At 68.4% G+C, this 13,106-nt stretch carries 9 protein-coding genes; 2 read left to right on the top strand and 7 right to left on the bottom strand.

Features of this window, described 5'->3' with window-relative positions; genetic code table 11:
- The coding region (locus tag ACXJKR_RS01635) for a hypothetical protein (RefSeq protein WP_457320185.1) at positions 1-1,305 on the top strand (1,305 nt) is incomplete at its 5' end.
- A 150-nt stretch (positions 1,306-1,455) separates the two neighbouring features.
- Here ACXJKR_RS01635 and ACXJKR_RS01630 read toward each other — a convergent pair.
- From ACXJKR_RS01630 to ACXJKR_RS01620, 3 genes are read right to left on the bottom strand one after another with little or no spacing between them, the layout of a single operon-like run.
- A complete protein-coding gene (locus tag ACXJKR_RS01630; RefSeq protein ID WP_457320183.1) occupies positions 1,456-3,144 on the bottom strand; it encodes a DUF885 domain-containing protein in 1,689 nt (562 codons plus the stop codon).
- Entirely contained in the window at positions 3,141-4,088 is a 948-nt protein-coding gene (gshB, locus tag ACXJKR_RS01625; protein WP_457320181.1) for a glutathione synthase, read from the bottom strand. The genes ACXJKR_RS01630 and gshB overlap by 4 nt, the downstream gene beginning before the upstream one ends.
- Positions 4,089-4,146: 58 nt before the next feature.
- Positions 4,147-5,325, bottom strand: a complete 1,179-nt coding sequence (locus tag ACXJKR_RS01620) for a benzoate/H(+) symporter BenE family transporter (RefSeq protein ID WP_457320180.1) — start codon at positions 5,323-5,325, stop codon at positions 4,147-4,149.
- Between the two features lie 192 nt (positions 5,326-5,517).
- On the opposite strand from ACXJKR_RS01620, the gene ACXJKR_RS01615 reads away from it, so the two are divergent.
- Complete coding sequence (locus tag ACXJKR_RS01615) at positions 5,518-6,288, top strand: class II glutamine amidotransferase (RefSeq protein WP_457320178.1); 771 nt, start codon at positions 5,518-5,520, stop codon at positions 6,286-6,288.
- Here ACXJKR_RS01615 and ACXJKR_RS01610 read toward each other — a convergent pair.
- The 4 genes from ACXJKR_RS01610 to gshA form a co-directional block, all read right to left on the bottom strand.
- The gene (locus ACXJKR_RS01610; protein WP_457320177.1) at positions 6,285-7,604 is read right to left on the bottom strand and encodes an APC family permease; all 1,320 of its coding nucleotides are present in this window, start codon (positions 7,602-7,604) and stop codon (positions 6,285-6,287) included. The genes ACXJKR_RS01615 and ACXJKR_RS01610 overlap by 4 nt on opposite strands.
- Positions 7,604-9,487 carry a potassium transporter Kup gene (locus ACXJKR_RS01605; protein ID WP_056192339.1) on the bottom strand — a complete coding sequence of 628 codons (1,884 nt, stop codon included), beginning with the start codon at positions 9,485-9,487 and terminating at the stop codon, positions 7,604-7,606. The genes ACXJKR_RS01610 and ACXJKR_RS01605 overlap by 1 nt, the downstream gene beginning before the upstream one ends.
- Positions 9,488-9,636: 149 nt before the next feature.
- Positions 9,637-11,637 carry a M13 family metallopeptidase gene (locus ACXJKR_RS01600; protein ID WP_457320175.1) on the bottom strand — a complete coding sequence of 667 codons (2,001 nt, stop codon included), beginning with the start codon at positions 11,635-11,637 and terminating at the stop codon, positions 9,637-9,639.
- Between the two features lie 68 nt (positions 11,638-11,705).
- Positions 11,706-12,971, bottom strand: a complete 1,266-nt coding sequence (gshA, locus tag ACXJKR_RS01595; protein WP_457320173.1) for a glutamate--cysteine ligase — start codon at positions 12,969-12,971, stop codon at positions 11,706-11,708.
- Between the last annotated feature and the right edge of the window lie 135 nt (positions 12,972-13,106).

Below are 13,106 nucleotides of genomic sequence, written 5' to 3'. Positions count from 1 at the left end.
GCCCTGGCCCTGGACTTTGCACTGACGCGCGACATCGATCGCGACCAGTACGAGCAGTTCGAGACCCTGGCCATCGGCGGCCATGGCAAGCCGGCCGTCATCGGCCCGGACGACAAGGTCATCCTCATCTACCCCGAGCCCTACTGGACACGGCCCATCGGCGACGGCGCCGACGAGAGCCATCCCAAGCGCTACCAGCGCCTGGAAGGCCTGCTGCGCGGCCGCATTCGGCTGCGCCTCGCCGGCGATCTGCACCACTACATGCGTTGGGACTCCCAAGATCTGGCCCGAGACGGCCGCCTCGTCACCTGCGGCTGCGGCGGCGCATTCACCCACCCGACGCACACCAGGGCGACCACACGGCCCGTGCGGCTGCAGGCCTTCGACACCGAGGACTGCATCCCGCCCGAGCCACGCACCGAGACGCCGGCCCTCAAGGTCGGCCTGACGGGCCGGCGCGCCCGGGGTGTGCATTTCGAGCGCAAGGAAGTCACCGTCTACCCGGCGGCCGAAGCGTCGCAGGGGCGGGGCTGGCGCAATCTGTTCGCCTTCCTGCCGCGTCGGGAGGGCGGCAACGGCAACGTGGGCTTTGCGCTGCTGCTGGGCGCGCTGTACTGGTTCAACGCCTACCTGAACTCCAGCCCCTTCTCCTGGTCGTTCCGGGCCGATGGTTTCCAGCCGCTGTGGGCCTACGGGCCGGGCGACTACCTGGCCGTGCTGGCGCTATGGCTCAAGGCGATGGTGTTCAGCCCGCTGGGCTTTCTGATCAACGGGCTGATGGCCTTTGGCTGCATGACCATGGGCCGCGAGGCCGTGGACGAGCTGTCACCTGACGACGGTCGCACCAAGCGCTGGGCCGTCACCTGGGGCATGGGTGCCGTGCATGCGAGCGTGCACGTGCTGGCGGTGTTCAGCCTGGAGTTCTTCATGCACCAGGCCGTCAGCCTGTGGGCGGGCCTGGGCAGCCGCGACCAGTGGCTGGGGCTGATCCTGCACTCGCTGCTGGTCGGCGTGGGTGTTTTCGCCGGCGGCGCCGTGCTGGGCTCGGCGCTGATCGGTGGCTACCTGGCGCTGATGTGCCGCCTGGGGCTGCTGACCAACAACGCCTATTCGGCCCTGGACGGGCAGGATCACAAGGGCTTCCTGCGCTTTCGTATCACGCCGGACGGCAGCATGCAGGCCTTCTTCATTGCCATCGACCGGGTGCCGCGGCGCTGGCGGCGTGCGGGCACGCCGGGGCCGGTCTGGCGCAATGACGACCCCGCGGCGACGGCGCCGCGGGTGCACGATCAGTTCACGGTGTAAGCGTCCCGACTGACCGCGAGCCAAGCGCTGGGCCGCTCCCGAGCTGGCTCGCGGGCGATGTGCTTGCGGCCCAACGCCGCAAGCTTCGCCGTCCCCTCGGGGGACCGACCTGGCTTGCCGCGTTCTGCGGAGCAAGCCTGGGCGAGGGGCTCAACGCATCTCCGCCGCGATCAACCGCACCGGCGCATTGCCATAGCTCAGGAACTGCTCATGGAAGGCCTTGAGGTTGAAGCCTGGCTTGGCTTTCAACGCCTCACGCAGCGCAAAGATTTCGCTGTAGCCGCTGAAATAGCTGGTCAGCTGCACCGAGCTCAGTTGCACGCGGCGCCACTTTTCCTTGGCCTCGCGTTCGGTCTGGAACGCCTGGCGCGTCAGCAGGTCCAGCGCGTCGGCCTCGCTCATGCCGAGCACGTGCACGCTGTAGTCGAGCACGGTGTTGGTGACCGAGCGCAGATGCCATTTGCCGTACATCAGCGTCATTTCGGGCGAGGCGCCGTAGCCGCTCTCGATCATCATGCGCTCGCCGTAGACGGCCCAGCCTTCCACCATCGCACCGTTGCCGAACAGGGCTTTGACCTTGCTCGGCGCGCGGTTGGCGTGCACGAGCTGGGTGTAGTGGCCGGGGATGGCCTCGTGGATGTTGAGGATCTGCAGGATCCAGTGGTTGTATTCGCGCAGTGAACTCTCGGCCTGCTCGGGCGTCAGGTCGTCCAGCGCCGTGACGTTGTAATAGGTGCGGTCCTGGGGCCGGTAGGCGCCGGGCGCCTCGATGCTGGCGCCGGCCACGCCGCGCTGGTATTCGGGCGTCTCGCGCACAGCCAGGGGTTTGCTGGCGTCCTGGCTCAGCAGGTCGTGCTCGCGCACCCAGGCCTCGAGCTGCGGGATCTGCGCGCGGATCTCGTCGACGAAGCGCTCGCGGGCGACGTGGCGTTCACTGAGCTTGGCGATAACGCGGCCGATCAGTGCAAAGCGGTCGGTGGGCGGCGCCTCGCTGCCGATGACGCTCGGCCACAGCGCGGCCGCCTGAGTCTGCATGCTGGCCAACACCTCCTCGCGGCGTTGCTGGGCCAGCTCATAGGTTTCGCGGGCTGTGCGGGCCGACTGGATGTCGTGGGCGAACTTGGGCTCGTACAGCGTCGCGCCGAGGCGGAAGGGCCGCCGTGCCGTAGGCAGCAGTTGCTTCAGATGGCCCACATAGCTGCTCACCGCGGCGCGGGCCTGGTTCAACGGCGCTTTGAAGGCAACGGCCTGGCCCGCTTCGGCCGCACGCTTGGCAATGTCGTCGAGCACGCTGAGCACGCCCGGTGCCTGCTGGATGGCCAGCTCAGTGTGCTCGCGTGTGACGCCGGCCAGGCTGGTTCGCGCCGCGCGGTAGTAAGCGGGCAGTGCTGCGATGCGCGGCTTCAGCGCCGCCAGGCGGGCGGCCAGCGGGGCGTAGTCGGTGTTGAGCAGCAGGTCCAGCGGCGCCGCGGGGTTGTGCTCGGCAGGGTTCCAGGACCATTCGCGCAGCGTGTCCAGTCGCCAGAGGTCGCTCTGGATCTTGGCAATCAATACCGCGCGATCCATACGCTGGCTGGTGTTCAGCGCCGCCTCGGGTTGGCGCTCGAACTCGGCCTGCCACTGCGTCAGGAAGGCCCGCATGCGCTCGCGCTGGGCGTTGCTCGGCAGAGTGACTTGCTGGGCGAACTCGAAGCGCCCGGCGGCCACGGCGGCATCGGGGTCCTGGCGCCACAGTGCCTCTAGGAACTTGTCGGTCAGCTTGCCGAAGCCCGCATCCTGGGCGAATGCCGGCAACGCAACGGCCGACAGGCCGAAGGCGGTGAAGTCACGGCGCCTCATGCCATGGCCTCTTCCAACGCATCGACGAACATCTTGGCCACGTCGAAGCCGCTTTGGTCCGTGATCTCCTGGAAGCAGGTGGGGCTGGTCACGTTGATCTCGGTGACGTTCTCGCCGATGACGTCCAGGCCCACCAGCAGCAGGCCGCGTGCGGCCAGGATGGGGCCGAGGTATTCGGCGATCTCGCGGTCGCGAGCGGTCAGCGGGCGGGCCACGCCCTTGCCGCCGGCGGCCAGGTTGCCGCGCACCTCGTTGCCCTGCGGGATGCGCGCCAGGCAATGCGGCACCGGCTTGCCTCCAATGATGAGGATGCGCTTGTCGCCCTCCGTGATGGCCGGGATGAAGCGCTGCACCATCACCGTCTGCGTGCCGTCCTTGTTCAGCGTCTCGATGATGCTGCCAAGGTTCAGGCCATCTTCCTTGACGCGGAAGATGCCCATGCCGCCCATGCCGTCCAGGGGCTTCAAGATGATGTCGCGCTGCTCGGCATGGAAGGCGCGGATCTCGGCCGGGTCGCGCGTGACGAGCGTCGGCGAGATGAACTGCGGGAACTCGAGGATGGCCAGCTTCTCGGGGTGCTCGCGCAGGGCGCTGGCCCGGTTGAAGACGCGGGCGCCCTCTCGCTCGGCCTGGCTGAGCAGGTGGGTGGCGTAGAAGAACTCGCTGTCAAAGGGCGGGTCCTTGCGCATCAGCACGGCATCGACGTCGGCCAGCGCGACATCACCGGTCGACGTGACGGTGTACCAGGCATCGGCATCGCCCGTCAGCGCGATCTCCAGCGCGCCGCGCGCCGTGACGCGGCCGCCGCGCAGCCAGACGAGCTGGCTGGCCTCGCAGGCGACGATGCTGTGGCCGCGCCGGGCGGCCTCGCGCATCATGGCGAAGGTGGAGTCCTTGTAGGTCTTGAAGGTGTCGAGGGGGTCGGCAACGAAGAGCAGCTTCATGATCGAGGGGGCCTGTGCAATCCGGCCAGTGTTGCACAGGGCCGCCCGCCTCGCCCACCTAAGGCCGAGTGCGGCGGAAGGTCGCGGCGAGCGTCGCGATGCCGCCCGCCACCACACCCCAGAAGGCCGCGCCGATGCCGAAGACACTGATGCCGGACAGGCAGACCAGGAAGGTCAGGATGGCCGCGTCGCGGTGGGCCTCGTCCTTCAGCGAGGTGGCGAGCGCGCCGGCGATGGTGCCCAGCAGAGCCAGGCCGGCGATGGCCGCGACGAGTTCGCGCGGAAAGGCGGCCAGCAGCATGGCGACGGCGCCGCCCGCCAGGCCGACGGTCACATAGAAAAAGCCGGCGGCAATGGCGGCGGTGTAACGCCGCGCCGGGTCTTCATGCGCCTCGCGGCCCATGCAGATGGCGGCCGTGATGGCGGCCAGGTTGAAGGCATAGCCGCCAAAGGGCGCCAGCAGCGTCGTCGCCGCGCCGGTCACGGCGATGGAGGCGGACACCGGCGTTGCATAGCCACTGGCCCGCTGAGCGGCGACGCCGGGCAGGTTCTGCGAGGCCATGGTGACGATGAACAGCGGCAGGGCCACGCCGATGGCGGCATGCCAGGTGAACTCGGGCGCGGTCCAGACCGGCATGACGAAGATCTGGCCCGTGTCGATGCCGAGGAAGCTGAGCCGGCCCTGGACCAGGGCGACGATGACGCCGGCGATCAGCACGCCGGGCACGGCATAGCGCGGCCACAGGCGCCGCCCCAGCAGATAGGCGGCGGCCATCGCCAGGACGAGCTCCGGCGCGGTCTTCGCGCTGGTCACCGCGTCCAGGCCGAAACGGGCCAGCACGCCGGCCAGCAGCGCCGAGGCGACGGCCACGGGAATGCGGTCCATCAGCCTCTCGAACCAGCCACTGGCGCCGGCCCAGGCTATGAGCAGGCCGCAAACGATGAAGGCGCCGACCGCCTCGGGCATGTCCAGGCCCGAGGTGGACGCGAGCAGGGCGGCGCCCGGTGTGGACCATGCCGTCAGCACGGGCTGCCGGGTCCACAAGCTCAAGGCGATGCTGGTGACGCCCATGCCCAGGCCCAGGGCCCACAGCCAGGAGGCGGTCTGGGCCTGCGTGGCGCCCAGTGCCACGGTGGCCTGGAAGATGATGGCCACCGAGCTGGTGTAGCCCACCAGCACCGCGACGAAGCCGGCAACAACGGTCGAGGGCGAAAAGTCTTGCAGCAAGCGTGTCATGCGGCCAGCATAAGTTGAGCCCCTCGTCCAGGCTCGCGCCGCTGGACGCGGGCGCGCCTGACCGGTCCCCCGCGGGGGACGAGGCTGCCCGCGGCATCGAGCCGCGTGCAGCCACAGGCGGGCCGGCTTGGGACGGCCCGGCGCTCGGCCCGAATACAGCCGAGGCATGATGTGACCTGAGGAGATCTGTTGATGTGCCGTTTCCTCGCCTACTCGGGCGACGCGATCTTTCTGGAAGACCTGGTCTGCAAGCCGCGCCATTCGCTGGTGCGCCAGAGCCTGCAGGCTTCGGAGGCCAAGTCGGTCACCAATGGTGACGGCTTCGGCATCGGCTGGTATGGCGAGCGCGACACGCCGGGCGTCTATCGCGAGGTCATGCCGGCCTGGAGCGACGACAACCTGATGGCCCTGTGCGCCAATGTGCGCTCCCACCTCTTCATGGCCCATGTGCGGGCGGCGACCGGGGGCGGCGTCTCCAGGCAGAACTGCCATCCCTTTCATCTGGACCGCTATCTCTTCATCCACAACGGCCAGATCGGCGACTTCCCGCGCCTGCGCCGGGTGATGGAGACGCAGCTGAGCGACGAGCTCTACGACCTGAAGCGCGGCGCGACGGATTCGGAGCTGCTCTTCCTGCTCATCATGGGCCGCGTGAAGGCCGGCGCGACGGTCGAGGCGGCAACGCGCCAGGTGCTGCTGGACACGGTGGACGAAATGGGGGCGCGCGGCATCACCACGCCGCTGCGCTTCTCGGCGGCACTGGCCGATGGCGAGCAGCTGTGGGCGGTGCGCTGGGCCAGCGACGACAAGCCGCCCAGCCTCTATCTCAAGCCCCAGCCGGGCGGCTGGGCGATTGCGTCGGAGCCGCTGGGCGACGACGCCGAGGCCTGGCAGCCGCTGGCCAAGGGCGAGGTGGTGCATGTGCATGACGGGCGCATCGAGCGCCGGCTGCTCTGCGGCTAGGTGCCTCGCCACCAAAGCAGCAACGCGCCCCCCGCCAGCACGACCACGCCGACGATGGCGCCGGCCTTCACATAGACCAGGCTGGACCACAGCACATAGCTGCTGCAGGCGCTGAACAGCAGGGGCAGCCACGGGTACAGCGGCACGCGAAACGGTCGCAGCCGCTCGGGCTCGCGACGGCGCAGCACGATCAGCGCCAGGCCGCTGAGCACCAGGAAGAACCAGTAGACGGGCGACAGGTAGTCCACCATGGTCGAGAAACCACCACGCGTCAGGTCGCCAAGGCCGACGAGCAACAGAGCCACGGCCGATGTCGCGACGACGGCCGCGCTGGGCGTACCGCGGCGCGCGTTCCAGTGCGCCAGCCGCCACTCGGCCGCGAGATCGCGCGCCGCGGCATAGGTGGTGCGCGGGCCGGCGATCAGGATGGCGTTCATGACCGACAGCGCGGTCAACGTGACCACACCCACCATCAGCAACTCGGCACCACGGCCAAGGGCAAGGCGCATCAGCTCGGCGGCCGGCGCCTCGCTGCGCGCCAGCCCGGGCAGGCCCAGCACGCGCACATAGGCCCAGTTGGCGAGCAGGTAGAGGACCATCACCACGCTCAAGCCCAGCAGCAGCGCACGGACGATGCCGCGCTTCTCGTCGCGCATTTCAGCCGACAGCGTCGCCGCGTCGCTCCAGCCGCCATAGGCCAGGAAGACGAAGACCATGGCCGTGCCCCAGTTGGTCTCCAGGGTGGCCGCGCCTTGCGTCGCGGGCGGCCGACCGCCGAGCTGCTGCGCGCCGGCCGCGAAGCCAAGCAGTAGCAGGCCGGCAATCACCAGCGTCGTCAGGCCCAGCTGCGTGCCCAGGCCCACGCGCACGCCCAGCAGGTTCAGCCCGGTCAGCAGCACGATCAGCGCGGCCGCCAGCAATGCGCTGGCATGCGTGCCCAGCCAGGGGCTCAGATCGACCACCTGTGCGAGATAGTCGCCGAAGACGAAACCCAGCAGCGCCATCGAGCCGGTGTGGATGACAGCGAAGCGCGACCAGGCGAACAGGAAGCCCAGCCGCCGGCCAAAAGCCCGGCGCAGGAAGTGATAGTCGCCGCCGGCATCGGGGAATGCCGAAGCCAGCTCGGCAAAGCACAGCGCGCCGACAAAGGACAGCACGCCGCCCAGGGCCCAGGCCAGATAGAGCTGCCCCGCGTCGGGCAGGGACTGCGCCACCATGGGCGAGGTCTTGAAGATGCCGGCGCCAACCACCATGCCGACGCACAGCGCGCCCGCGTGCCGGGCACCTAGGCGGCGCTCCGGCAGCGCCGCAGACATCAGATTTCGACTTTCGAGCCCAGCTCGACGATGCGGTTGGTTGGCAGGTGCAGGAAGTCGGCCGCCGCGGCCGCGTTGCGGTGCATGCTGGCGAACAGCTTCTCGCGCCACAGCGCCATGCCCGAGCCGATGGTCGGGATGACGATGTCGCGGCTCAGGAAGTAGCTGGTCTCCATCTCGTCGAGCTGCACGCCATGCTTCTTCAGCAGGGCCAGGGCCTCGGGCACGTCGGGCTCGTTCTTGAAGCCGAAGTGCAGGGCCACCTGCCAGCAGCAGTGCCCCAGGGCCTCAACCTCGCAGCGCTTCTCGAAGCCGACCCAGGGCACCTCATGGTGCTTGACGGTGACGAAGACGTTCTGCTCGTGCAGCACCTTGTTGTGCTTGAGGTTATGCAGCAGCGCGTTGGGCGTGGAGCCCTTCTCGGACGACAGGAAGACGGCCGTACCGGCCACGCGGGTCGGCGGGTTGATGAAGACGGCGTCGAGGAAGGTGTCCAGCTCGATGGCGTCCTCGCGCAGCTTGTCGGACAGCTGCTTGCGGCCCTGCTTCCAGGTCAGCATCAGCGTGAACATGCCGATACCGATCAAGAGCGGGAACCAACCGCCGGCGGCAACCTTGAGCAGGTTGGACGCGAGGAAGGTGACGTCGATGAGGAAGAAGATGCCCGTGGCCGCGATGCACAGCGCCAGCGGGTATTTCCAGCCGTAGCGGATGACGAAGAAGGTCATCACCGTGGTGATCGTCATGTCGATGGTGACGGCCACGCCGTAGGCCCCGGCCAGCTTGGTGGACGAGCCGAAGAAGACGACGGCCAGGATCACCAGGCTGAACAGGCCCCAGTTGATGAAGGGCACGTAGATCTGGCCGATGTCGCGCACGCTGGTGTGCAGCACGCGCAGCCGCGGCAGGATGCCGAGCTGGATGGCCTGCTTGGTGACCGAGAAGGCCGCCGTGATCAGGGCCTGCGACGCAACGATGGCCGCGCCAGTGGCAAGCAGGAAGAGGGGAATCTCGGCCCAGCCCGGCGCCAGCAGGAAGAAAGGGTTCTTCACGCCTTCGGGGTTGTCCAGCAGCATGGCGCCCTGGCCGAAATAGTTGATCACCAGGGCCGGCATGACGACGCCATACCAGGCGATGCGGATGGGCTTCTTGCCGAAATGGCCCAGGTCGGCATAGAGAGCCTCGCCGCCGGTGACGACGAGCACGACGGCGCCCAGGGCGACAAAGGCGACCCAGCGGTATTCGAGGCAGAAGTGCAGCGCATAGACGGGATTGACGGCCGCCAGCACGCGCGGGTTCTCGAAGATGTGCGGCAGGCCCAGCGCCACCAGCGTCAGGAACCACAGCATCATGATGGGCCCGAAGGCCTTGCCGATGCCGCCGGTGCCAAAGCGCTGCACGGCGAACAGGCCGACCATGACGATCAGCGTGATCGGCAGGATGGCGTCGTGCAGATGCGGCTCATAGACGTCGATGCCCTCGACGGCGCCCAGCACCGTCATGGCCGGCGTGATGACGGCGTCGCCGAAGAAGATGGCCGTGCCGAACAGGCCGACCAGCATCAGCGTGCGGCGCAGCGGCGGCTTGTCGTTCACGGCATTGGTGGCCAGCGCCAGCATGGCGATGAGGCCGCCCTCACCGTTGTTGTCGGCGCGCAGGATCAGCAGCACATACTTGATCGAGACGACGACGGTCAGCGTCCAGAACAGCAGGGACAGCACGCCAAGGATGTTCTCGGGCGTCGTGCTGACATGACCGCCATGGAAGACTTCTTTGAGGGCATACAGCGGGCTGGTGCCGATGTCGCCATAGACCACTCCGAGGGCCCCGAGGGTCAGACCCGCCAGCGCCGAGGGGCTGCGGGCCGCATGAGAAGAACTCACTTCGCGAAGGCCACTGGCTTGAGCAGTGGCTTTTGTTGTTCGAAAGAGGGGATTCTGCGCCCGGTTTTGGGTTTTTGTGCAGCGCAGCAAAACCATGGTTCCGAGGCTTGACGCCTGCCCCTCTGCAGGCGTAAGCGCGGGCGACCCTCTCACCAGATGCGGATGCGCGCCTCCGCGGGCTTGAACATCCCGTCGCCGGCCTGGGTCTTGAAGGCCTCGTGGAAGCCGTCGTGGTTGACGGCGGCGCCATTGGCGCGGAATTCTGCCGGCGAATGCGGGTCGGCCGTCAGCTGCTGCAGGCGGCGCGGCTCGCGCATCTTTTCGCGCCAGGCCTGCGACCAACCCATGAAGAAGCGCTGCGGGCCGGTCAGGCCGTCGATGACCGGCGCCGGCTTGCCGCCCAGCGAGCGCAGCCAGGCCTTGTAGGCGATCTGCAGGCCGGACAGGTCGGCCATGTTCTCGCCCAGCGTCAGCTTGCCGTTCACATGCTTGCCCGCAATGGGCTCGTAGGCGGCGTATTGGGCCACCAGGCGCTCGCCGACCTTCTCGAAAGCCTGGCGGTCGGCATCGGTCCACCAGTTGGCCAGCGCCCCGTCGCCGTCGAACTGGCTGCCCTCGTCGTCGAAGCCATGGCTGATCTCGTGGCCGATGACGGCCCCGATGGCGCCGTAGTTGACCGCGTCGTCGGCGCGGGTGTTGTACAGCGGCGGCTGCAGCACGGCGGCCGGGAAGACGATCTCGTTGAAGGTCGGGTTGTAGTAGGCGTTGACGGTCTGGGGCGTCATGCCCCATTCGCGCTTGTCCACCGGCTTGCCGGCCTTGGCCACCTGGCGCTGCCATTCGAACTGCGCGGCGCGCTGGCGGTTGCCCAGCGGATCTCCCACCTTCACGTCCAGCGCGGCATAACTGCGCCAGACATCGGGGTAGCCGATCTTGACCAGGTATTTGGAGAGCTTGTCCTTGGCCTTGGCCTTGGTGGCGGGCGTCATCCAGCCCAGGCCGTCGATGGACTCGCCATAGGCGGCCATCAGGTTGTTGACCAGCTTGAGCATGCGGGCCTTGTCGGCGGCCTGGAAGTTGCGCTTCACATAGGCCTCGCCGACCGCCTCGCCCAGCGCGTTGTTCAGGTCGGCCACGGCCTGCTGCCAGCGTGGCTGCTCGGTCTTGGCACCGCTCAGCGCGGTGCCACGGAAGGCGAAGCGGGCCTCCCGCAGCGGCTGGGGCAGCACATCGGCGCCCAGATCCAGCGCGCGCAGGGCGAGATAGGCGCGCACATCCTCCAGCGGCGCCTCGGCCATCAGTTGGGCGGCGGCCGCGGCATAGCTGGGCTGGGCCACGATGACACGGTCGGGCGCCGGCACGCCGGCGGCCGCCAGCAGGGCCGCCCAGTCCAGGCCCGGCGCCTTGGCGGCCAGTTCCGCCGGCGTCATCGGGTTGTAGATCTTCTGCGGGTCGCGGTTGTCCTCGGCCGGCCACTGGGCTTCGGCCAGACGCTGCTCGAAGGCGTAAGCGCGTGCAGCGGCGCCTTCCGGCAGACCGGCCGCGCCGGCCAGCACCTGCAGATAGGTCTGGTAGGCCGTGCGGGCGGCGGCCGTGCGGGCGTCGTCCTTCAGGTAGTAGTCGCGGTTCGGCAGGCCCAGGCCGGTCTGGTTCAGCGTCAGGCGGTTGATGCCGGGCTGCTTGAAGTCGGCATCGACGACCATCGTCAGCGGCTGGTCGATGACGCCGTTTTGGCGCCCCAGCCAGGCGGCGAGCTGCTGGCGGGTCTGGAGGGCGGCGATGCTGTCCAGCATGGGCTTCATCGGCGCCATGCCGGCCTTGTCGATGGCCGCGGTGTCCATGAACCCGGCGTAATAGGCGCCGATCTTGTGTTCCGCCGAACCGGGCTTGGCCTGGGCCGCTCCCTCGACGAGGGCGCGCACGCGCTGGTCGGACAGGTCGCGCAGCTGGGCCACCATGCCGAAGGAGGACTTGTCGGCCGGGATCTCGGTGGTGGACAGCCAATGGCCGTTGCCGGCGCGGAACAGGTCGTCCTGCGGGCGCACGGCGCGGTCGATGCCGGCGAGGTCGAGGCCGGAATGCGGTGCGGCACCGGCAAGGCCGGCCAACTGAAGGGACAGAACGAGGGCGGCGAGGCGGTAGATCTTCATCTGGGGCAGCGGTTTGCGCGAAACCGCCAGCCTAGATCAAAGGCCGCGCCCTGCCGAAAGTTGCCCGCTCAGGCGGCTTCCGCCTCCGCCTGCGGATCGGTCGCCTCCAGCTCATAGCTGGCCGCCAGCATGGCCAGCCTGCCGATGACGCCGTACATGTAGAAGCGATTGGGAGCGCTGGCGCCGGGCTTCTCGCCGGGGCGGGGCAGATGAGGTGAGTCGGCGAAGGCCAGCGGCACATAGCTGGCGCCCGGGGCATTGAGGCTCTCGTCGATGCCGCGGTGGGCATGCACGCGGTAGTAGCCGCCGACGACGTAGCGATCCATCATGTAAACGACCGGTTCGGCCACGGCCTCGTGCACGCGCTCGTGGGTGGGCACGCCCTCCTGCACGATGACCTCCTGGCCGAGGTTCTCGGGCAGCGCTGCAGCCAGACCCTCGATGTCCTTGGCGTCGCGCACGGTCATGACGCCCTTGCCATAGCTGCCCACGTCGCTCTTGATGATGACGAAGGGCTTCTCGTTGATGCCATATTCCTTGTACTTGCGGCGCACCTTGGTCAGCTGGGCGTCGGCCGCCGTCTGCAGCGCCTCCAGGCCCTTCTTGCCGTGCAGGTCGACACTGCTGGACATGGGCGTGATCAGCCAGGGGTCCATGCCCAGCAGCTTGCCGAAGCGCTTGGCCACTTCCTCATAGGCGCGGAAATGCTGGCTCTTGCGCCGCACCGTCCAGCCGGCATGCAGCGGCGGCAGCAGGTATTGCTCATGCAAGCCCATCAGCTGCGGCGGCGTGCCGGCCGAGAGGTCGTTGTTGAGCAGGATGGTGCAGGGGTCGAAGCCCTTGAGCATCAGCCGGCCACGCTTGCGCACCAGGGGCTCGACGACCAGGGTCTCGCCGTTTTGCATGCGCAGCTCGGTGGGCCCGGTGACGCTGGTGTCCAGCGTGCCGAAGCGCACGTTCAGGCCGGCCTGCGTGAAGATGCGGGCCAGCGTGGCGAGGTTGTCCAGGTAGAAGCTGCACTGCGCACCGGTCTCGGGAATGACCAGCAGGTTGCGCGCCTCGGGGCAGATCTTCTCGATGGCCGCCATGGCGGCCTGCACGGCCTGGGGCAGCATCTGGGCCGTGAGGTGGTTGAAGCCGCCGGGGAAGAGGTTGGTGTCGACCGGCGCCAGCTTGAAGCCGGCATTGCGCAGGTCCACCGAGGCGTAGAAGGTCGGCGTGTGCTCCATCCATTCCAGCCTGAACCAGCGTTCCGTGGCCGGCATGGATTCCAGGATGCGGGCCTCCAGCTCATTGATGGGGCCGTTGAGGGCGGTGATCAGATGGGGAACCATGGCCGAATGATCTCAGAAGCTGTGAATGGACTCTGCGCGGCCGAGCAGACCGCCGCAGCGTCGCCAATCAAGGCGCAAAACGCCGCCGTAGCTGGGGGCTACGGCAAGTTTTGCAACGCCGAGTGGCGGCGTTGC

Source organism: Roseateles sp. P5_E11, assembly GCF_054049355.1.
This window is presented reverse-complemented; position numbering and strand designations above follow the sequence as displayed.

What these genes read in the sequence shown, in the direction of transcription:
- gshA (WP_457320173.1), bottom strand. Translation starts at nt 12,971, where the DNA reads ATGGTTCCCCATCTGATCACCGCCCTCAACGGCCCCATCAATGAGCTG.
- ACXJKR_RS01600 (WP_457320175.1), bottom strand. Translation starts at nt 11,637, where the DNA reads ATGAAGATCTACCGCCTCGCCGCCCTCGTTCTGTCCCTTCAGTTGGCC.
- ACXJKR_RS01620 (WP_457320180.1), bottom strand. Translation starts at nt 5,325, where the DNA reads ATGACACGCTTGCTGCAAGACTTTTCGCCCTCGACCGTTGTTGCCGGC.
- ACXJKR_RS01630 (WP_457320183.1), bottom strand. Translation starts at nt 3,144, where the DNA reads ATGAGGCGCCGTGACTTCACCGCCTTCGGCCTGTCGGCCGTTGCGTTG.
- gshB (WP_457320181.1), bottom strand. Translation starts at nt 4,088, where the DNA reads ATGAAGCTGCTCTTCGTTGCCGACCCCCTCGACACCTTCAAGACCTAC.
- ACXJKR_RS01615 (WP_457320178.1), top strand. Translation starts at nt 5,518, where the DNA reads ATGTGCCGTTTCCTCGCCTACTCGGGCGACGCGATCTTTCTGGAAGAC.
- ACXJKR_RS01610 (WP_457320177.1), bottom strand. Translation starts at nt 7,604, where the DNA reads ATGTCTGCGGCGCTGCCGGAGCGCCGCCTAGGTGCCCGGCACGCGGGC.